This is a genomic window from Persicimonas caeni, from assembly GCF_006517175.1.
Taxonomy (GTDB): Bacteria; Myxococcota_A; Bradymonadia; order Bradymonadales; family Bradymonadaceae; genus Persicimonas; species Persicimonas caeni.
The window spans coordinates 656,304-677,618 of sequence record NZ_CP041186.1 but is presented as its reverse complement, the minus strand read 5'-3'; the positions used below and the strand labels follow the sequence as shown (position 1 = coordinate 677,618).

Sequence of the window (21,315 nt, the reverse complement as noted above, 5' to 3'; positions counted from 1 at the left end):
CCGAGTGCTGCACTTCGCGGGGGGATTTGAACACGGATGGTTCGGGTTGTCGAGGTCTTGTGGCCGATTGGCCTTTAGTCGTCGGCTTGCAGCGCCTATACTCCGGTTGTCGTCGTTTCAAGAACCAGATCGCGGTCCATCGTGCAAAGCTCTACAAAGTCGCAGAGTCCTCCCGTCGAAACAGTCTCGCTCGATCGCTTGACCGATTTGCAAGCAAACGTAGAGAGCGTCTTCCAAGGCAAGACCCGAGTGGTGCGCTACACGCTGGCTTGTCTGCTCGCAGGCGGGCACGTGCTGCTCGAAGACGTGCCCGGTGTCGGCAAGACGACGTTGGCGCTGGCGCTGGCCAGGAGCATGGGGCTGAGCTTCCAGCGCATTCAGTTCACCAGTGATCTTTTGCCCAGCGACATCATCGGCGTGTCGGTTTATCGGCCGGAGACGGGCGACTTCGACTTCAAGCCGGGGCCGCTCTTTGCCGGCGTCATCCTCGCCGACGAGATCAACCGCACCACACCTCGCACACAGTCTGCACTGCTCGAGGCGATGAGCGAGGGCAAAGTCAGCGTCGACAACGTCACACACCAGTTGCCCGATCCCTTCTTGGTGATCGCGACCCAGAACCCGCTCGAGCATCACGGGACCTACCCACTGCCCGAGAGCCAACTCGACCGGTTCTTGATGCGGTTGTCGATCGGATATCCGTCGCGTCGGATCGAGCGCCAAATCCTGTTGGAGCGTCGGCTGGCCGAGCCGGTGCACGAACTCGAGGCGGCGCTCGACGTCAGTGAGTTCCGCGCGTTGCAGCAAAAAGCCGCGCGAGTGCGCCTCGACGAGACGCTAGTCGATTATCTGATGGAGGTGGTCGATAAGACGCGCCGCGACACGCGCGTTCGCATCGGCGTGAGTACTCGTGGTGCGCTGGCGATGGCACGCGTCGCGCGTGCTTGGGCGCTCGTTCAAGGCCGTGATTTCTGCATTCCCGACGACCTGCGAGAGCTCTTCGTGCCGTGCTTTGCCCACCGACTCGCGCTCGCAGGGTCGGCGGGCGACGGCGACAAGGACCAGGCCGAGATGGTCATGGAAGAGCTCGTCTCCGAGGTGCCCACCCCGACCTGAGGTGAGCCGGTTTACATACTCGGCTGGGCCGCCTCGAATTCGGATTCATGAATCGCGTGTTCGTTGGGCTGGATGCTCCGTCCGCGCTGTTTGGCGTGCACCTGCGTGTACTCGGCGCCGAAAAAGAAGATCTGGGCCGAGTAGAAGATCCACGCCAACAGGACCACCAGCGAGCCGGCCGCGCCGTAGGCCGAGCCCACGCTTGCGTGCGATAGATAAATCCCCAGCGCCAACTTCCCCAGCGCAAAAAGCGCGGCTGTGATGCCTGCGCCGAACCAGACGTCGGACCACTCGATCTCGACGTCGGGCACGTATTTGAAGAGTGCGGCGAACAGAAATCCGATGATGAGCAGCGACACCACGAAGTTGAGCGCCGTCCACACCACCGGCCCACCTGGAACCTCGCCGACGAATTGTTGGATATTGGACAAGAAGGTGCTCGCGGCGATGGCTGCCAACAGGAACAGGCCGATGCCTAGCACCATCGCAAAGCCGGTCAGCCTCTTTCGCGCCGCACCTCGCCAGCCCTCATTGGGGTCGCTGCGCACATCCCAGATGCGGTTCATCGCTTTTTGGAGTTCGCCGAAGACCTTGCTGGCGCCGAGCAGCAACAAAGCGACGCTGATGATCGTGGCGATGACGCCGCCCCCGCCCGGGCCGCTGGCGTTGGCCAAGATCGTCTGAATCGTCTCCGCTCCACCCGGGCCGACCATCGTCTCCATCTGGGTGACGAGCTCCCCTCGCGCAGCCCGCTCGCCGAAGATGAAGCTGGCGAGCGCCACCGCCAGGACGAGCAGGGGCGCCAGCGAGAACATCGTGTAGAAAGCGACCGACGCCGCCCAAGTTTGAGCGTCGTCTTCCTTCCATTCTTGGAACGTCTTCTTGAGCGTCTCGAATCCTTTTTTGGCTCGGCCCATGGTCACTCTCCTGCAAAGCGTTAGTGACGGAATACAGCTACGCTGCAGAATATAAGGCGCAAATACAAACTCTCAGCCCATGAGGCGAGTTGTGACCTTTGTTTGCATCCTGTGAACCGTTCGGTCATACTGACTTTACGAGTCTTTCGTATACAAAAAGTGGCCTGATTTAATTGATCGGGCTAGGAGATGAATCATGCTTAAACAGGCGAATAGTGCGCTGTTGTGCGCGGCTATCGGGGCGATCGCGTTGCTTTCGGCGGGATGTGGCGCTGATGAGACGACCAACGGAGGTTGGACGGTCGAAGAGGGAGATGGTTCTCAGACAGAATACGGAAGTGACACCACGACGGTAACCACTCCCGGGACCACTGATAGCAATATTATCGTCACCGGTGATCCAGACGAGTGCGTCGACGTCGACACGACCTGCGTCGATCTCGAGGAGGCGAAGGAGCAGGGCGGGCAGTATTGCGACGACCCTGATGCCCAGGCCGACGTCATCGTCGCCGACGGCGAGGTCGTCGACGTGATTTGCTACCCGCCCAAAGAAGACGGCACCGATATTCGCGAGGCCGACACCGACGAGGAGGGTAACGCCGAGGTGCCCCAGACCGAGAGCGGCTCGGTCGTCACGTTCAACGAGAAGACCGACGGCGAGCCAATCGTCGGCGACGTCAACGTCGACGCCGAGCGGACTACCTTGTACGGAAACGGTCCCGACAAGACGATCATCGACGGCAAGATCACCATTCAGTCGAACCACGCGCGCATCCGTGGCATGACCGTGACGGGCAACGTCGAGTTTGGCATCAACTCGAACAATTCGGCGATCTCGTTCTGTCGCATCCAAGGCGATCTGAACGTCAAGTCAAACGAGTTTACCGCCACGAACTGCGAGGTGTTCGGCAAGGTCCAGGTGACCGGCAACGGCGCCACACTGGTCAATATCGGCGTACAGGGAGACTGGGACGTCAACGCCAATGCTGATTGCCGTGGCTGCTACTCGTTCACCGACGAGAACGACGACTTCTTGGTTCAGGATGAGGAACTCGGCGAGGAGTTGACCTGCCAGCCGGCCGGTCCGCCCGCTTGACGAACCCCCTACTTGAGCTTTTTGCGAATCTTGGCGACTAGCTCCCCGAGCCCCTGCATTTGCCGGGCGCCCGGGGAGCGCCCACCGAAGCGCGCAGCCAGGTACCGCTGGCGAAACGCCGCCAGTTCGCGCGCCGCGGGCGGAAATGCACGCCCGAGCCGCTCGAGATAGGCCCCAGGCCCCTCATCGGGCGCTCGAGCGACACCGGCGGCCTTGCCGGCGCGCTCGATGCGCTCGAATAGGGCGTGCACGCCGCTCTCGCGGCCAAACCAGCGCCTTATCAGCCACCAAAAGAGCGCTGCCAAGACGAACAGCCCCAACAAGTACAAAACGTACGCCCCATCGAGGTCGAAGGAGCGATCTTTGCTCGCCTCCTTGTCGCCTCTGTCGAGGTTCTCGGGCTTGGGCGCGAAGAACTGGCCGGCCTTCTTGAACAGCTCGATTTGAGATTCGAGATCGTACTCGATGACCCACTTCATCCAGTTGAGCCGAAGCGCATCGTAGCTGTCGCGGTACCATTGAGTGAAGGGGTCGGGTTGCATCGGCAACACGTCGGCCGCCGGCGTCGGATCGATGGGCGTCCAGCCAAAATTGGGCACGTAGATTTCGACCCACGAATGCGCGTCTCCTTGGCGCACGCTCAGATACCCGCCCACGCCGTTCCAGCGTCCGCCCAAAAACCCGTTGACCAGCCGCGCGGGGACGCCGGCTGCGCGAAGCATGAGCACGCCGGTGGTCGCGAAATACTCGCAGTGGCCGCGCTGGGTCTCGAAGACGAAACTCTCGATGGGCCGCCCCTGGTCGACCGGTGGCAGGTCGGTGGTGTACTGGAAGTTCTCCCCCAGATGCTCCATCACAGCTTCGGCTTTTTCGTAGGGCGTGCGGGCGCCGGCGGTCGCCTCGTCGACCAGCGCGTAGAACTCTTCGGAGAGCTCGGGGAGCTGTAGGTAGCGCGGATCGGGGCCGCGGCGCCGCGAAGCGAAGGTCTGCTCGCGAAGCTTCACCGGGTCGGGCTTTCCGAGCACGGTCTGCGAATAGGGCACGCCCACCTCGCTTTCGACGGTGTGGCGAAGGTCACCGTAAGCGTCCACGGTGAGGCTGCCCGAGTTGGGGTTCCAGGGCATGCGAAGGTCGCCGTTGCCAAAAGACACCGTGCCGGTCGGCCACAGCCGCGGCAGCAGGTTCGTGCCGATCGGCTCGAGGTAAATCTGCAGGACCTGCGGCTGTGCCTTGGCGCTGAACCCGGCGCGCCACTCGCCCAAGACCTTGTTGAATTGATAGCCGTTCTGCCTTCGCGGCAGTGACTTCTCGGTCTCTTTGAGGGTGCGCGACCAGCTCGTGCCGTCGTAACGGTCGAAGGTCATCGTGCGCCAGTGCAGCGTCTGGTAGTCGTTGGGGCGGCCCTCCGGGAACTCGACGCGCATGACGACTTCAGGGTTGTCCCGAATCTTTCCGTGAGAGCCGAGGTCGACCGACTCGGAGAAACCGGTCACCGAGGTCTGCTCACGGGACTGGGTGACGAAGAAGCCCAGGCCGACGCGCGGAAAGACAAAGAAAATCATCAGGCTCGACACAAAGATCAGCACGCTGATCGCGCCCAGAACCATGACGTAAGTGCGGTCGAAGGGGGTTCGCCCAGAGCCTCGCACGCTCGGCTTGTCGTCGAGTTCGACGTTGAGGTGGAATAGCGCCAGGCTGAAGGTGCCGGCGAGCACGTAAAAGCCGAACAAAATCCCGTAGGTGACGCCCTCGTTGACCGCAGTCGCCGAGGCGAAGATGAGAAAGCTCAGCGCGTAGATCTGCAGGTCGTCGCGGTGTGAGAAGCGCCCGAAGAACTTGACCAGTGTCAGCAGGAGGACGAAGCGGATCGCCGCCGAGATGATGCTCTCGTCGGTGGCCACGAGTTGGAGGGCGGTGACGCCGACAAACCCCAGAATCAGAAGGTTCCACCACTTGCCGAAGGACTGGTCGATGAGGCCGGCCTTGTCGACAAACCAGCTGACCAGAAGGCCTGCCGCAAAGACCACAGCCATCAGCGGTCCGACGCCACCGCCGGCCAGGACACACAAAAAGGCGATCGCGATCACCGCGTAGATGCTCAGCTTGTGGAGCCCCGCCAGGCGCTTTCGAAGTGCCAGGTTCATGCCGCCTCGCCTGTCTCGCCAGGAATGGTCTCGTTAGTTTCGGCGGGCAACTCGATGCCGTCGAAGTCGAGCGCCAGATCGAAGCCGCCACCGCTGCGCTCCACGGCCGAGGCGAGTCCGACGAGGATGCGACCGACGCTCTCGGACTGCCGCTTGGGCAGCTCCATCGGGTGCATACGGTCGCGCAATTCGGTCACCGCCAGGGTCGACAACATCCGATCGAGGTGGCTCGCCTCCTCGGTGGGCGGGTGGGCCGTATCGAGCGTGCGCAATCCGACGCGATAGCCGTGTCGGAGGAGCTCCATGAGCAGGCCTGCCACGCGGCGGAGCCCCACCTCGAAGTCGGGCTCGAGGAGGTGGCGCCGTTGGGCGGGCTCGCCGGTGCAGTTGAGCAAGCAAACCTCGACGCTTCGTTGTTCTTGGCGCTCGGTTTCGCGCACGACGACCTCGCCGCGGCTTGCCGAGCTCTTCCAGTGAATGAGCCGCTGGTCCTCGCCTGGCCGATAGTCACGAAGCCCAAAATACTCTTCGCCCGACCCGCGCTTGTTCTGTGGCACGTCGCCGAAGCGCGCGTGAACGCTCGTGATCCAGTCTTCGACGCGGACTGGCGCCGGATAGACGATCACCTCGTCGGGCTGGTCGAGCTCGCGGCGCTTCTCGAAGAGTCCGAACGGAAAGCGCGTGACGATATCGAGGCCCGGCAGCCGGTAACGCCCGCGTCTGGGCAGCAGGTAGCGCGCCTCGAGGTTGTGGCGATCGTCGCCGTCGATGCGCAGCGTGTAGGCTTTGGCGACCGGCTCGCCGTAATCGGTCTCCTCGCGGTTGCGAAGCCGCCAAAACTTCCACCACGGTATCCGCTTGGGGCCCAGTTCTTGGCCGGCCAGCGGGCCGACTTCACCGGTGGCGTTTCGCTCGCACACCTCGACGCTGAGCGAGGGAAATTTCGAGGGGTTTTCGAGGGTGAAGTTGCCCGGGGCGGGGGTGTCGGCGAAGAGGCGCTTGGGCGCCGAGCGCGTGGCGCGAAGCCTGCGGATGACCGCCTCGCTCAAAATGCCGCTGGCGATGATGAGCGAGAGCATCATCCCCAGCAGCAAGAAGAGCAAGTTGTTGCCGGTGTTGATGGCGCCAAAGCCGATGCCGATGGTCAGTGCGACAAAGTACTTGCCCGACGTCGTAAAGGTGAGCCGTCGGGGAGGGCGCATCCAGCGGCGCAGGCGCTCGCGCCAAGTTTCGTTCAGAGACTGCTTGTTGGCGTGGGACTTCATCGCCCGCCAGCTTAGCAGAAGACCACGCCTTGCAGAAAGCTAGACTCGCGGGCCGACCTCTTCGCCGGTGGCCCATCCCGAGCCGCCCCTGGAGGTGTGGCTGTTGACGTAGTCGCGGACAAAGCTCTCGAGTCGCTCGGTATCACACTCGAAGCCCATCCGCTCCGCTTCCTCCAGGGTCTGCTCGCCGCTCATGCCGCGCTCGGAGGCGATCTTCATCATCGTGAACGCGCCGGAGCGCTTGCCGCTTTTGCAGTGGACGAAAGCCGGCTTGGGCGCGCGGTCCATCTCCTCGCGAAACTGGTCGACCATTTCTTCGTCCATCTCGTCGGGCACCACCGACATGTGGTGGTACTCCATGCCGCAGCCTTTGACTTCCTTGCCCTCCTCGTCGGGCTGCATGGGTTGTTCGTCTTCGCCAAAGGCGCGCAGGTTAAAGACCGATTTGAATCCCTGCTGGGCAAGCTTCTCGATGTCGTCTTTGGAGGGTTGGCTGCCGACAGTGATCTGGTCGTTGATCTCGATGCGCTCTTCCATGACGTCCTCCCGATAGTGCGATGTATCGATGAAGCCCACGCGCTGGTGTCGCGTAGGCGTTTGGTCCATCCGAAAGGTACGTTCGAGACGGGAACGAACAATCGAAGAACAGCCCTCAGACACCCTCGGGGGCTACGAGGCCGGCACATAACCCCCGATCGAAGTCGTCGGTGAACTTCACCGGCGCGTTGTAGCCGAGCGCCACAGCATCGAGCACCCAATCGTCGGCAGCGGTCGCGGGAAAGAGTTGTGCCGCGGCCTGGCAGGCGCGAGGCACCGAGCGCGTCTCGACCCAGGTTGATTGCAGAGTCCGGGCGGCCTCGGTCGCAGGACTCTTCGGCGCCGTCGCCTCGAGCTCCTCGACAATGCGGTCGGCGCGAGCGCTGTCGCCCTCTTGGAGCGCGATGCGCGCGAGCATGAAGCGCGCCGTGAACCCAAGCTGGGTGCGCAGGGTCTTTGCAAAGTTCGGGTCGGGCTTGGCGTCGACGGGGAGCTCGCGCAGCGCATCGCTGCGAATCACTTCGTCGAGGTCTTCTTTGGCGGACTTCAGGTTACCACGTTCGAGCGCCACGACCGCATCGTGAAAACGGTGCAGGCGAAGATCGGAGGGGGCCCAGCGCGTGGCCGCGTGCTCGAACTGCTGGCTCTTCGCGTCCCACGCCCACATCGTGTGGGCGACCCGCTGGAAGTTGCCCGCCCCGGCCGAGCCAACCAGCCCGCCGGATACCTTCAATTGAGGCAACTGGTCGTCGTTAGAGCGCACCAACTCGACCTTCTGGGGCAGCCCTCTCGCGCCTCCTGCTTTGACCTCGTCTCCAAGCCGAAAGACTTGGCGGAACTGTTTTTGGCCGTGGGCGCTCAAGACCTGCAGATTCTCGTAGCAGGTATGCGCGCCGCACTTCTCGAACGTGAAGATGAGCTCGGGGTGTTCGTCTCCGGTCATATCGGCCGGACCGATGAATTCGGGGGCAAAGCGCTCCGACTTGGCCAGTTGGCTCCAGCCGCCACTTCCCCACACAACGCCCACACTCCAACGGCCGGGGCCGTGGCAGTCGATGTCCTTGCACTCGGCATAAAACGCCGCGGCGAGGTCGCCCTGGCCGTCGCCATCATAGTCGCCGGTGGTCCAGTAGATGCGGCTCTTGTCGAGCTCGTCTGGCTTCGAGCGGTTGAGCTTGCGCTGGATCCACTTGCCCGACTTGCCCTGGCGGTGCGCCGTCGACAACCAACGGGCGACATCGGCGGCGCTGGCCTCGGGGCCCGGTACCTCGGTCAAGTCGGCGTTAGCCTCCACATTGGCGACCGCGACCACCGGAGCCGGCGTCTTTTCGAGCGGTCCGCCCCCTGCGTTTTCCTTGGCGGCTACGAGCGTCTCCATGGCGCTGGCGACGACGGCATTCCCCGTCTGGTGGCCGCGCTGCGCCGTACGCACCTCGGGCGTCGGCTCGGCGTTAGCCGCGCTGGCGGCGTTGGCTTCCCACCCCGATTCTTTGACGGGCTGCGGCGGTGTCTGGCAGCCGAACGTCCAGCACGAGAGCAGCAGTGAGACCGCGATGAGTGTGGCGCGACGGTTGTGCATCGGTCTCTCTCGAGGTGAGCGGAGTCGGTGTCCTTGTAGGATATCTCTTTTATAGACGTAGACAACCGCTGCCGCGATTCAACGTCTATTAGAGCGGACAAACAACAATTTGAGGGTCGAGATATCGACGGTGGTCGGTGCTTGTAGTTTCAAAAACCGACCACGTTCCAAGTCGACGACCCCCAAATCGTAGTTTGTCTGCCCAAATAGATCTCAAAAACCGACCGCCTTCCAAAACGACGCCCCCAAAATCGAAGTTTGTCCGCTTAAATGGCCGACGATGAACAGAGACTCCGTTTGAGGGAACTTCGCGATCGTGCGCACGTCGTGCGCCTCTGAGCGTCGTACCGCTCATTTTCTTGAGGCAAATACGCAACAAACTCGCCGATTTTGTCGAAAACAGTAGTAGGCGGGCACCGGAGATGTGCCCTGAACATTTACCTACGAATAGCGAGAACGAGATGGCTACACATAGTTTTTGGCAGATATTTATCCACCTTGTTTGGAGTACGAAGAACCGCAAAAACATTCTCAAGGGCGACCTTGAGAAGACTGCGCATCGTGCAATTCGCGACGCTGCTAGAGAGCTAGGGCTTGTGCCGATTTGCGTGAACTCTGCGTGGAATCATACTCATTCATTTTTCAGTTGGAACCCGTCTGTATCCGTCGACGACGCCGCCGAGAAGTTGAAGGCTGCTGCCGTCGAGGCTTGGAATGACGCGCGGGCAAATTTGCCTTACGAGACAGCCGAGCTCGAGTGGCAAGATGGTTGGTCAGCGTTCAGCGTCGGTCCGCGCCAGGTAGGCTTCGTCAAGAAATACGTGGTCCATCAGAAAGATAACCATCGTTCGGGCAAGACCGTCGATCATCTCGAAAGCCTCAAGGGCGAGTGCCACAAGAAGCCGCCAACAACCAAAGAGGAGACCCCTGAGAACCGACCACGTTCCAAAACGACGCCCCCCAAATCGTAGTTTGTCCGCTCAAATAGCCGTCGATAGCAGTGGAGGGTTGCTGAGAGCTATTAGAGCGGACAAACAACAATTTGAGGGTCGAGATATCGACGGTGGTCGGTTCTTGTAGTTTCAAAAACCGACCACGTTCCAAAACAACGACCCCCAAATCGTAGTTTGTCCGTTCAAATAGACCGAAATATCGAAGGTGGTCGGTTCTTGATGGCTCAGTCACCTCTCGCGAGCTTTTGAATCGCCTTCACCCGCCGGCCTGCCACCTTCGCCAGGCGAAGGACCGAGGTGAGTGAGCCGAGCGAGAAGTCGACGAGCGTCTCGCCGAGTTCTTGCAGATCTTCGTTGGCTGGGAACCACCACGGGTCGGGCTTGCTCGACTTGTCGATGAAGACCGTCCGCGGGCGCACGAAGGTGTGGTACGAAAAGCGGCTGGCGGCTACGCCCGTGCCGGTGTCTTTGACGCCGGTCCACGGCACGTTGGCCATCGAGCCGACGATGGCGTGGTTATTTACGAGCGCCACGCCCACTTCGAGCCGGCGTGCGATCTCCTCGCCGCGGGCGAGGTTCTTCGTCCATACCGAACCGTTGAGCCCATAGCGCGCCGCATTGGCCTTGTCGACCGCCTCGTCGGCGTCTTGGACGCGCACCACCGCGATGACCGGCCCGAAGGTCTCGTCGGTGACGACCTCCATCTCGGCGGTGCAGCGATCGAGCACGGTTGGCCGGTAACCCAACCCGCTTCCGGTGCGCTCGCCGCCGGTCACGAGCTCGGCGCCCTTGTCGAGGGCGTCGCGCACGTGGGCTTCGACGATGTCGAGTTGCTGGTGGTTTTGAAGGGGTCCAATCTCGCAAAGCTCGCCTTCGCCCGCGACGCGCACCTTCTCGACAATCTGGCCGAGCTTTTCGACGAATCGGTCCGCGATGGCGTCTTCGACGTAGACCCGCTCGATGGCCGCGCAGTTCTGCCCGCAGTTGTGCAGCGCCCACTGCGCGATGCCTATTGCCGTGCGGTCGAGGTCGCAGTCGGCAAGTACGATGGCGGCGTCTTTGCCGCCGAGCTCGACCGAGCACGGGATCAACAACTCGCCGCAGCGCGCGGCGATCTTCTTTCCGGTCGCCACCGAACCGGTGAACGTCAGCCCGTCGATCCCCGACTCGATGAGCGCCTCGCCCACCTCGCCGCCACCTTGGACAACTCGAACGAGCCCCTCGGGGAGCACCGCCTGGCACTGCTCGACGAGCCACGCGCCCGTTCTGGGCGTAAACTCGGAGGGTTTTAAGACGACGCCGTTCCCCGACAAAAGAGCAGGGAAGAGCGGCTTGTAGAAAATCGACAGGGGATAATTCCACGGGGCGATGATGCCGATGACTCCGCGGGGCACCGGCTCGACCGTCGCGCTCTTACCCGGGTATGCGATCTTCGAAATCGACACTTTCACCGGCGACAGCGCCGCCTTCGCTTCTTTGGCGGCTATCTTTGCATACTCGGCGATGCCGGAGACCTCGTTGACCAGAATCTCGGAGGGGTTTTTACCTGTCTCCTGCGAGATAATCTCGACGATTTCGTCAGCCCGCTCGAGTACACGCCTGGCGATGGCTTGCATCGCCTCCTCCCGCTCGTGGAGCGTGGTGAGCCGCCATTCTTTCTGGGCGGCGCGAGCGCGCTCGACGGTGTCTTTGACCTCGTCGACGTGGGTCTGCTCGACCGGCTCGAGCTCGGCACCAGTGGCGGGCGAAAAGGTCCCCGGAGTGGGATACGATTCGGCAGATGCGGACATGAGAGGTGACCTCGGCTGCGGATTGTATGAGCGACAGGGCGAGTATGTGACTCGTCAGTCGGAATGGCAAGGAGGGAACGGTTTATCGGGGAGGGCTCTTCCGGAAGTGGAGGGTTGCTGAGAGCTATTGGGGCGGACAAACAACAATTTGAGGGTCGAGATATCGACGGTGGTCGGTTCTCGAACCTTCAAAGACCGACCACGGTTCAGAGGAACGACCCCCAAATCGTAGTTTGTTCGCTTAAATAGCCCTCAAAGACCGATCACGTTCCAAAACAACGACCCCCAAATCGTAGTTTGTCCGCCTAAATAGTACTTTTGGGAAGGAACCTTCGAACAAACGTGTTAACAAAATGTCAAACGCACAAACTCCTGCGATTCCGCTACTTTTTGCGAGCAGTTAGGTAGCTATGAGCCGAGCATTCGACGCCAATCGACGTGACGGGATCATTGTACGCACTGCGCGCGCATCCGATGCCCAAGAGATCGCCGAGCTCGACGTGCGCTCGTGGCGTGCGGCGTATAGCGACATCTTTCCCGCCTCCGAACTCGAGAAGCTGTCGGTCGACGAGCGCCGTTCGTGCTGGAAGCGCATCATCGCGCGCAACTTTGGCAGCCAACTCGCCGTGGTCGGCGAACTCGACGGAGAAATCGTCGGGTTCTGCCAGGCAGGACCGGACCGCAGCCGGATGGAAGATGCCGCCGAGATCTACACTCTCTATGTCGATCCGGAGCATTGGGGCGAGGGCGTGGGCACCGCGCTGCTCGACGTCGTGTTGCCGTGGCTTGCGCCCAATTACGACACCGCCACGTTGTGGGTCGTACGAGAGAACGCCCTGGCGCGCCGCTTCTACGAGGCCCGCGGGTTCCGCTGGGTCGAGCACAGCTTCAAGGCGTTCTCGTTCTTCGACTACCTCGCTCAGTGCGTGCGCTACTCGAAGCGCCTCGACGCGCACTTCAGCTACGATTGGCGCCAGATGTACGGTGCTTGAGCAGCACCTCAGCGCCGCGAGGCGCGTCCTCTCCAGATAAACCCGAAGACCAACAACACGTACAGCAAATTGCCGGGGAGCTGGTCAGCACCCGAGGTGCTGGCACATCCGCAGCCTTCAGGCTCGTCGTCGGTCGGGTTCTCGATGACCACGACCGTGCCGCTATCCGCGCCGGCGTCGCTGCCGGTGTCCGCGCCGACATCAGCGCCCACATCGCTGCCTGCATCCGCGCCGGTATCGGTGCCGACGTCCATGCCCGCATCAGGGCCGACATCCGGCCCCACATCGGCGCCTGCGTCGCCCTCGACCGGACATCCGTTGTCGACGTCCGCGCCTTCCTCGAGCGGGCAATCGTCGTCGGCGTCGAGCACGCCGTCGTCGTCATCGTCGTCGTCGCATACATCGCCGGAGCCGTCGGCGTCGGTGTCGACCTGCGCGGGGTTGGCGTCGGCGGGGCAGTTGTCGAGGGCGTCGGCAAAGCCGTCACCGTCGCTGTCTTCGGCGCAAGCGTCGCCCACGCCGTCGCCGTCTGAATCCGTCTGGTCGCCGTTGGCCACCGTCGGGCAGTTGTCGGCGCCGTCGTCGGCGCCGTCCTGGTCGGTGTCCGCCACCAACAGGTCGGTGCCCATGGCGAGCTCGTCGAGGTTGGTCACGCCGTCCTGGTCGGTGTCTTCGTCGCCGTCGGCGATGCCGTCGTCGTCGGTGTCGGTCAGCGTGGCGTCGGTGCCCAGCTGAGCTTCAAGGCCGTCGTCGAGGCCGTCACCGTCGGTGTCCGCGGCGGTGGGATCGGTGCCGTTGGTCTGCTCGGTGCCGTCGTCGAGGCCGTCGCCGTCGGTGTCGGCCACGTTCGGGTCGGTTCCCAGGCTCGTCTCTTCGCAGTCGGCCAGCCCGTCGCTGTCGGTATCGTCGTCGGCCACGCCGCAGCCACAGATGCCAGGCTCGGTCTTACTCGGGTCGTTGATACACGTCTCGTCGCAGTCGAGCGTGCCGTCGCTGTCGGAGTCAACGTCGGCGGTGCCACAGCCGCATACGCCGGCGTCAGTCTTGTTGGGGTCACTCGAGCAGGCGTCGTTGCAGTCGGGGGTGCCGTCGTTGTCCGAATCGGTGTCAGCCACGCCGCAACCGCACACGCCGGCGTCGGTCTTGTTAGCGTCGTTGACGCAGCTGTCGTTGCAATCGGGGGTGCCGTCGCCGTCCGTGTCGGTATCAGCAACGCCGCAGCCGCACACGCCGGCGTCGGTCTTATTGGAGTCTGAGGGGCAGCTGTCGTTGCAATCGAGCGTGCCGTCGCCATCCGAGTCGGTGTCGGCAGTGCCGCAGCCACAGATACCGGCGGCGGTCTTGTTGGCGTCAGTCGGGCAGGCGTCGTTGCAGTCGGCAGTGCCGTCGCCATCGGAGTCGGTGTCGGCGGTGCCACAGCCACAGATGCCCGCGTTGATTTTGTTGGCATCGTTGGGGCAAACGTCGTTGCAGTCGGGGGTGCCGTCGCTATCCGAGTCGGTTTCGGCGGTGCCACAGCCACAGATGCCCGCGTCGATTTTGTTGGCATCGTTGGGGCAGTTGTCGTTGCAGTCGGGGGTGCCGTCGCTATCCGAGTCGGTTTCGGCGGTGCCACAGCCACAGATGCCCGCGTCGATTTTGTTGGCATCGTTGGGGCAGTTGTCGTTGCAGTCGGGGGTGCCGTCGTTGTCCGAGTCGGTGTCGGCGACACCGCAGCCGCACACACCAGCCGCGGTCTTGGTGGCGTCGCTCGGGCAACCATCGTTGCAGTCGAGGGTGCCGTCGCCGTCGGAGTCGGTGTCGGCGGTGCCACAGCCACAGATGCCCGCGTCGATTTTGTTGGCGTCGTTGGGGCAGTCGTCATTGCAATCGGCGGTGCCGTCGCCGTCCGAGTCGGTGTCGGTGACACCGCAGCCGCACGTGCCGGGCGCCGTTTTGTTGGCGTCGTTGGGGCAGCCGTCGAGGCCGTCGCAGGTGCCGTCGGCGTCGGCGTCGGCGCAAATCGTCAGGTTGGGGAACCAGGCGACGCGGTCGTCGTTGGCCGACGCCGAGATCGCATCGAGATCGCCGTCGCCGTCAATATCTGCGGCGGCCACGGACGTGACTCCGTCCACCGACGCGGTCAACTCTCGCTGCGTATCGAATGCGCCCGCGCCGTCGGTATTCTCGTGCCAAACGACGTTGTCGGCGTACTCCCAGGCGGCGAGCACGTCGATGTCGTTGTCGTTGTCGAAGTCGGCCGCGCGGACCGATGAGGCGCGGCTGTGGGCCGAGGAGATGGTCTGCTGGGGGCCGAAGGTGCCCGCACCGTCGGTGTTGACGTGCCAGGCGAGCACATCGGCGCTCCAGACGACATCCAGGTCGCCGTCGCCGTCGATATCAGCCGTGTCGACCGCGGTTGCGCGGTCGGCAGTCGACGAGATGACCTGCTGGGTCCCGAAGGTGCCGGTGCCGTCGATATTCGGGTACCAGGCGATGGTGTCGTCCTTGTCCGAGGCGGAGACGATGTCGAGGTCGCCGTCGCCGTCGAGATCAGCGGCGTCGAGACCGGTCACGCCCCACGGGTCGCGCGAGACCTGGGCGGCCGAGGAGAACGTGCCGGCGCCGTCGGTATTGGCGAACCACACGATGTCGCGACTCGCTCCCGAGCCGGCGAACACGTCGAGGTCACCGTCGCCGTCGAGGTCGGCAGCGTGGACCCGGCTCGCCTGAAATAGCGAGGTCGTGATGGTCTGCGCGGCGCCGAAGGTGCCTTGGCCGTCGGTATTTTCGAACCAGGCGACGGAGTTCGAGTTCTCCGATGCCGCCACGATGTCGAGGTCACTGTCGCCGTCGAGATCGGCGGCGTGCACCGAGTAGCTCTCGTCGACGGATGTCGTGATCACGCGCCGGTCGCCGTAAGTGCCACTGCCGTCGGTATTCTCGAACCAGATGATTTCGTTGGCCCGCGGCGACACGGCCAGCAGGTCGACGTCGCCGTCGGTGTCGATATCGGCGCCCTGCACCGAAGTCGGCTCGATGGAGACAGGCGCCGAGATGAGTTGCTGCGCGCCGAATGCGCCCGCGCCGGAATTGGCGTACCAGGCGGCTTTGCTGTCGGCCGGGGAGGCTGACAACACGTCGCGGTCGCCATCGCCGTCGACGTCGCCCGTGGCAACGGCCCAGGCGGTATCGGCGGCGGTCGTGATCACCTGCTGGGGGCCGAACGTTCCGCTGCCGTTGTTCGGGTACCACGCGATCGTGTCGTCGTAATACGACGAGGAGAGTACGTCGAGGTCGCCGTCGCCGTCGATGTCGTCGACCGCGACCGAGGTGGGCGCGTCGGCGACCGACGAAATGACCTGCTCGGTGCCGAAGGTGCCGGCGTTATTCTCGAACCAGATGACCGTGTCGTCGTTAAAGACGGACACCACCACGTCCAAGTCGGCGTCGCCGTCGAGATCGGCCGCCCGCACCCCCGTAGCGTTGGTGACGCTGGACGACAGCGTCGTCGGGCTGCCGAATCCGCCCGAGCCGTCGTTGGGCATCCAGATGACGTAGGCATCGCAGGCGGCTACGACGTCGAGGTCGCCATCGCCATCGAGGTCCGCGGCGTCCACCGATTTGACGTTCTCGGCAATAATCCGGACCATCTGCGCCGGTCCGAACGTGCCTTGGCCGTCGGTGTTCTCGAACCAATGGATCTCGCTGTCCGTGGTCGCCGCCGAGACGACGTCCAGATCACCATCACCGTCGATATCGGCCACGTCGATGTCCTCGACCCCGTACTCGCGCGTCGACAAGACTTGCTGCGCCCCGAACGTGCCCGCCCCGTCGGTATTCTCGTACCAGGCGACCTTGTGGTCGTTCTTCGAGGCCGAGACGACGTCGAGGTCGCCATCGCCGTCGATGTCGGCGGCGCTTACATCGAACGCGTTGTCGGTCGCCTGCGAGATCACGCGCCGCGGGCCGAAGGTTCCGGCCCCGTCGGTGTTCTCGTACCACCCCACCGTATCGTCTTCGCCGGATGCAGCGAGCGCGTCTTCATCGCCGTCGCCGTCGATATCCGCAGCGATCACACGGCGAAAGCCGTGTTCCTGCATCACGGTTTGTTCGGAGCCGAATAACAGGCTGCTCTGTGCCGCGATGATCTCGGTGGTGGGGGCCGTGCCAGAGGCTACGGGAGCGCCTGACTCCGCTGGGCTACGCTCGATGGGCGTCGCCCGAGGTAGTTTGCCGGAGTCGAGGTGAGCAGTCCCTGTATCAGGGCCTTCGTGACCTTGCTCGATGCCCGACGAACAACCGGTGAGGCCGACCAGCATCAAAAGGGCCAAGAAGGAGGGGCGATGGAGCTTGGAGCTCAAAAACGGGCGCACTAGAGGGGTCATGAAGGTGACTTCTTGCTCGAGCAGTCTCTTTCCACTGGTGAGGCGTGTTCGAATCTGTGACGCAGGTTCTGACGGATTCTGGCCGCGCCAAGCGTCACCGTATTGTAACCGATAGGCTACGAGCAAGAAGTGACATCTTTTTGACGTTGCTCCACGCCCCGGAGCCTCACTCCTCCGACGGTGGCTTGCCCACCGCGCCTTCCTCTTCGACCTCGTTCATCATCTCCTCGAGGCTCTTGACGCCACCGCCGTCCTCCTCCGAGTCCTCGGAGGGCGGGGTGTCGACGGCGCCTTCGTCTTCGACCTCGCCCATGAGCTCTTCGAGCGATTTGACGCCCTCGGGTTGCTCTTGCTCTGCCTCGGCGGCTTGCTCGCCTTCGGCCGCGGTGTCGGCCGGCGTTTCTTCAGGCGATGCGCCGGGCTCTTCGGGCGCCTCTTTGCGGTCCTCGGGGAAGGGGACGAAGAAGCTGCCGCCCTTCGACAGGCTGACCAGTCCGAGGCTGATGGTCGGCACGTAGGTGATGAGCATCAGCGCGCCGAGCATAAGCGCCATGAACGGCAAGACCGATTTGACGACCTCGCCGATGCCCTTCTTGAAGAGCGTGCCGGCCACAAACAGGTTCAGACCAATGGGCGGGGTGAGGTAGCCGATTTCCAAGTTGACGATGAAGATGATCGCCATGTGCAGCGGGTGGATGCCCAAGCCGTAGGCCACCGGAGCCAGGAGCGGCACGAGGATCATGATCGCCGACAGAATCTCCATAAAGAAGCCGGCGATGAGCAGCAGCACGTTGACGATGATGAGGAACTGCCAGATGGTCAGCTCCATATCGAGGATCATCTCGACGGCCATCTCGGGGATCTTGGCGCGGTCTAGATACAGGTTAAAGCCCAGCGCCAGCGCCATGATGATGAGAAGGCTGCCCATCAAGAGCGCCGAGTCGGTGAAGATGCGCGGTACGTCTTTGATTTCGAGGCTTCGGTGGATGAAGAACTCGACGATGATGGCGTAGATGACCGCCACGGCGGCGGCCTGGGTGGGCGTGAAGATGCCCGTGTAGATGCCGCCCAAGATGAGCACCGGCAAGAAGAGCGCCCAGACGCCGTCTTGCAGCGCATGGCCGAGCTTTTTCCAGTCGAAGTCAGTGGTCTCGACGCGGTCTTTCATGCCCACGACGAGCGCAAAGCCGCCCATGATGCCGGCGATGAGCAAGCCCGGCCCGATGCCGGCGATGAACAGGTCTTTGACGCTGGCGTCGCCGCCGCCGGTGGTCGACAGGGCGTAGCCCACCGGATCTTTGAGTCCCGTGGGGTCGACGATGGCGTAGACGATCATCGGGATGGACGGCGGGATCAGGATGCCCAGGCTGCCGCCGGAGGTGACGATGCCCATCGAGAACTTCGACGGGTAACCCTTCTCGACGAGCGCCGGGTACATGATCGAGCCGATGGCGATGACGGTGACCGGCGAGGAGCCGGAGATGGCCGCGAAGAACGCGCAGGCGAAGACCGCCGAGATGGCCAGGCCACCGGGCAGCTTGCCAAACGCGGCTTCGGCCACGTCGATGAGCCGCTGGGCGATGTCGCCCTCGGTCATGATCGCGCCGGAGATGACGAAGAACGGGATCGCCAGGAGCACCGTCTGGTCGGACAGACCGCGGGTCTGCTCGATGATGGAGGTGAGCAGCGCGAAGTCGTCGAAGATGCCGCCCACGAAGAGCAAATATATCGTCAGGCTGCCGATGAGCACGTACAGCGGCGCGCCCAGCACGATCATGCCCACGATGATGCCGAGGATGCCCAGGTAGAACCAGATGGACATGCCTTCGTCTTTGGGCGCTTCGTCGTCGGCGGTTTCCGGCGGCGCGTTGGCCTGCTCGGGGTCGCCTTCGGCTTGTTCGGCTGTCTCGACGTCGTCGACGTCGCGCACTTCGACCGCGCCTTCCTCTTCGACCTCGCCCATCATCTCTTCGAGCGATTGGACGTTGCCGGGACCTGCTTGTTCGTCAGCAGCTTGTTCGTCGGCAGCTTGCTCGGACGGCGGCTCGCCGACGGTGCCTTCGGCTTCGACCTCGCCCATCATCTCTTCGAGCGATTGGACGTTGCCCTCTTGGGCGAACGCCGACGTAGCAAAGAGCAAGCAGAGCAGAGAGGTCACAAAATAGGAGGCAGCGCTTCCAGCGCTGGACCAGACCTGGAAGGTCTGCCTCCGAGTATTCGTCGCGTCGCGCTTCATCAGTGCGCCTCCGTGGCTTCTTCGTACTCTTCACCGCGAATCGCCATCATCCCGAAGGCCACGCTGTGGCCGACAAAACGGATGACGATCAACGCCATGGAGACCGGAATCGACAAGACTTTGAGCCAGTCGGGCACGGTGCCGGGAGGGCTCGGCGAGAAGACGACGTGCAGCACGCGCGTGGTGATGGGGGCGTCATCGGGGATAGGGAAGGTCTTGACCTCTTCGGCCATCGAGGCTGGCAGCCACTCCGGGACGTCCCAGATGGGCACCATGTAGGAGCTGTCGGCGCCGAACAGATAGATGAAGCCAAGGTAGCACACGACCGCCGTGAAGCCGGCGGCGACCAGATACGAGAGTGCGTTGAAGTGAGGCAGCCATTTGGGCGGCAACAACTTGCGCATCAAGTCGATACGAAGGTGGCGCCGGTCGCGCGCGGCGATGCTCGCGCCCAGAAAGCCGACCCACAGCAGCAAGAAGAGCCCGTAAGATTGCGCCCACGAGTAGCCTTCGGGGAGGCTCCCCATCATGCCTACGGCGAGCACCACCGCGCCGATAAAGACGCCGGTGCGGACTTTGTAGCCTTCTTTCCAGAAGTGGCGAATCACCGGGATGGCCAGCAGCAGCGTGACGATGCGGTAGACCGTCGACGAGTCGAACTTGACCAAGCTGAGCGCCACGCCGAACGAGGCGGCTAAGAACGCGCTGGCCAGCCCCACGCGCACCCAGAAGGGGCGCTGGGTGATATTCTTGGCGGCCTCGCGCGAGTGTCCGGTCTTGCGTGAGGTCGTCGCGAAGGCCATCGCCCAGATGAACGCTCCTACGCCGGCGATGGTGCCCCAGGCTTTTCCGGGGTCGGACTCGAGGCCCTGCACGACGCCCAGCGTCAACTGGTAGACGACATCGGTGAACACGATGACGCTCATGATGATCAGCGCCAACACGACCACGACGACCTCGACTTGAAAGACGGCCAAGTCGAGTTTGCCGAACCAACCGAGTGACTCCGACAAGGGTCGGTCGTCGCCTTCAAACGCCTCGGTTGCCAGCTCGGGATGCTCCGGCTGGAGGGAGGACTCTTCGCTTGTCATTGCTCTACGTCTGTGAAGTGCGGGGCAGTTGTCGAGCTTCTGCCTGATTGACTGTCTTGCTAGTTGGCGTGTTCTTGGTTCTTGTTTCTTCGGACTTGGGCAAGTTGCCGGTTTTTCCCAAAAACCAAGAACTAAAAACAGGTCGTAGAAGCAGGGATATGCAAAGAGCCGATGGTCGACATTCGTTCACATCCCTGCCAATCAGCCACTCAGTTGTGCTTCTGCACGATATCGAGGAGCTTGGCGCCCTTCTTGCCGGCGCGTTTGCGGAAGAGCTCGTGGACCTTCTTGGCGTCCTTGGCGAACGCTTTTTTCTGCTTCGAGTCCAGCTCGCACACGGTCATGCCGGCGGCCTTGAGGTTTTTGACCAGCTTGGGCTGCAGCGCACGCACGAGCTTGCGGCCGTATTCGGTCTCCTTCTTCCGTTCGGCCAGCAGGACCTTCTGCAAGTCGTCGGGCAGCTTGTCGAACCAGGCCTTGTTGTAGACGACCAGAGCCGGCTGATAGATGTGGTTGCTCACCGTCCAGTGATCGACCGCCTGGTACCAGCTCGCCGCGAACGCAAAGAGCGGGGTGTTGTCGAAGCCCTGCACGTTGCCGGTCTGCAGGGCGGGCAGCGTCTCGGGCACCGCGATGCGCACGGGGTTGCCGCCGAGCGCGCGGTACATCTCTTCGTGGACCCACGACTCCTGCGAGCGCATCTTCAGGTCGGCGAGGTCCTGGGGCTTCTCGATGCACTTTCCTTTGGCCGCAAAGTTGCGGTAGCCGTTCTCGCCGAACAGGTACAACTCGAAGCCGTACTGGCGCAGCAGCTCTTGGACCGGGGTGTAGAGGTGGTTGTCGATGATCTTGTCGGCTTCCTTGGCGCTGCTGAACAGGTAGGGAAGCTCGAAGACGTTCATCTCAGGGACCAGGGTGGCCATGGCGCCGGCCGACACGCCCATGCCCTGCAGCTCGCCGCGTTTTGTCTGGCGCACGATACTCTTCTCGCCGCCGGCGGTGCCCAAAAAGAGTTTGACCTTAATGCGGCCCTTCGACGCCTTTTCGATGCGCTTTTTGACCGACTTGAGCTGCTTCGACCACGGGGTGCCCGGAGGGGCGACCGTGCCGAGGTTGAGCGTGTATTTCTTGTTGTCCTCCGCGGCGGCCGAAAAGCCCACGCCGAGCACCAAGAGCAGGACGAATAGCTGCAAGACTCGTTTCATCATTTTAAATCTCCGTAACGTCGATAG

Annotated in this window: 14 protein-coding genes; 4 read left to right on the top strand and 10 right to left on the bottom strand. The window is 62.9% G+C overall.

What is annotated here, in order from left to right:
- Nucleotides 1-198: 198 nt before the first annotated feature.
- Nucleotides 199-1,116 (top strand): AAA family ATPase, encoded by a 918-nt coding sequence (locus FIV42_RS02625; protein ID WP_390619386.1) that lies wholly within the window; start codon nucleotides 199-201, stop codon nucleotides 1,114-1,116.
- 11 nt (nucleotides 1,117-1,127) lie between these two features.
- On the opposite strand, the gene FIV42_RS02620 is transcribed toward FIV42_RS02625, so the two are convergent.
- Nucleotides 1,128-2,033 (bottom strand): YihY/virulence factor BrkB family protein, encoded by a 906-nt coding sequence (locus FIV42_RS02620; protein WP_141196168.1) that lies wholly within the window; start codon nucleotides 2,031-2,033, stop codon nucleotides 1,128-1,130.
- Between the two features lie 196 nt (nucleotides 2,034-2,229).
- On the opposite strand from FIV42_RS02620, the gene FIV42_RS02615 reads away from it, so the two are divergent.
- Entirely contained in the window at nucleotides 2,230-3,129 is a 900-nt protein-coding gene (locus tag FIV42_RS02615; protein ID WP_141196167.1) for a hypothetical protein, read from the top strand.
- 8 nt (nucleotides 3,130-3,137) lie between these two features.
- Here the strand turns inward: FIV42_RS02615 and FIV42_RS02610 are convergent, their stop codons facing one another.
- From FIV42_RS02610 to FIV42_RS02595, 4 genes are read right to left on the bottom strand one after another with little or no spacing between them, the layout of a single operon-like run.
- Nucleotides 3,138-5,273, bottom strand: a complete 2,136-nt coding sequence (locus tag FIV42_RS02610) for a transglutaminase TgpA family protein (protein ID WP_141196166.1) — start codon at nucleotides 5,271-5,273, stop codon at nucleotides 3,138-3,140.
- Nucleotides 5,270-6,538 carry a DUF58 domain-containing protein gene (locus FIV42_RS02605; protein WP_141196165.1) on the bottom strand — a complete coding sequence of 423 codons (1,269 nt, stop codon included), beginning with the start codon at nucleotides 6,536-6,538 and terminating at the stop codon, nucleotides 5,270-5,272. Before FIV42_RS02605 ends, FIV42_RS02610 begins: the two co-directional genes overlap by 4 nt.
- 39 nt (nucleotides 6,539-6,577) lie before the next feature.
- Nucleotides 6,578-7,144: a beta-lactamase hydrolase domain-containing protein gene (locus FIV42_RS02600; RefSeq protein ID WP_390619382.1), complete on the bottom strand. Its 567-nt coding sequence runs from the start codon at nucleotides 7,142-7,144 to the stop codon at nucleotides 6,578-6,580.
- 46 nt (nucleotides 7,145-7,190) lie between these two features.
- Entirely contained in the window at nucleotides 7,191-8,654 is a 1,464-nt protein-coding gene (locus tag FIV42_RS02595; RefSeq protein ID WP_141196163.1) for a hypothetical protein, read from the bottom strand.
- A 461-nt stretch (nucleotides 8,655-9,115) separates the two neighbouring features.
- Here FIV42_RS02595 and tnpA point away from each other — a divergent pair, with 461 nt between their 5' ends.
- Nucleotides 9,116-9,625 (top strand): IS200/IS605 family transposase, encoded by a 510-nt coding sequence (gene tnpA / locus FIV42_RS02590; RefSeq protein ID WP_168210338.1) that lies wholly within the window; start codon nucleotides 9,116-9,118, stop codon nucleotides 9,623-9,625.
- Between the two features lie 206 nt (nucleotides 9,626-9,831).
- Here tnpA and FIV42_RS02585 read toward each other — a convergent pair whose 3' ends face one another.
- On the bottom strand, nucleotides 9,832-11,397 hold the full coding sequence (locus FIV42_RS02585) for an aldehyde dehydrogenase family protein (RefSeq protein ID WP_141196161.1): 1,566 nt from the start codon (nucleotides 11,395-11,397) through the stop codon (nucleotides 9,832-9,834).
- 410 nt (nucleotides 11,398-11,807) lie between these two features.
- Here FIV42_RS02585 and FIV42_RS02580 point away from each other — a divergent pair, with 410 nt between their 5' ends.
- Nucleotides 11,808-12,389 carry a GNAT family N-acetyltransferase gene (locus FIV42_RS02580; RefSeq protein WP_141196160.1) on the top strand — a complete coding sequence of 194 codons (582 nt, stop codon included), beginning with the start codon at nucleotides 11,808-11,810 and terminating at the stop codon, nucleotides 12,387-12,389.
- Nucleotides 12,390-12,397: 8 nt separating this feature from the next.
- On the opposite strand, the gene FIV42_RS02575 is transcribed toward FIV42_RS02580, so the two are convergent.
- The 4 genes from FIV42_RS02575 to FIV42_RS02560 all read right to left on the bottom strand — a co-directional run bounded on the left by FIV42_RS02575 (nucleotide 12,398) and on the right by FIV42_RS02560 (nucleotide 21,291).
- Nucleotides 12,398-16,756 carry an FG-GAP-like repeat-containing protein gene (locus FIV42_RS02575; RefSeq protein WP_141196159.1) on the bottom strand — a complete coding sequence of 1,453 codons (4,359 nt, stop codon included), beginning with the start codon at nucleotides 16,754-16,756 and terminating at the stop codon, nucleotides 12,398-12,400.
- 166 nt (nucleotides 16,757-16,922) lie between these two features.
- A complete protein-coding gene (locus tag FIV42_RS02570; protein WP_222615362.1) occupies nucleotides 16,923-18,992 on the bottom strand; it encodes a TRAP transporter large permease in 2,070 nt (689 codons plus the stop codon).
- A complete protein-coding gene (locus FIV42_RS02565) occupies nucleotides 18,992-20,083 on the bottom strand; it encodes a TRAP transporter small permease (protein WP_141196158.1) in 1,092 nt (363 codons plus the stop codon). The genes FIV42_RS02570 and FIV42_RS02565 overlap by 1 nt, the downstream gene beginning before the upstream one ends.
- Before the next feature lie 209 nt (nucleotides 20,084-20,292).
- Complete coding sequence (locus FIV42_RS02560; RefSeq protein ID WP_141196157.1) at nucleotides 20,293-21,291, bottom strand: TRAP transporter substrate-binding protein; 999 nt, start codon at nucleotides 21,289-21,291, stop codon at nucleotides 20,293-20,295.
- Nucleotides 21,292-21,315 lie beyond the last annotated feature (24 nt).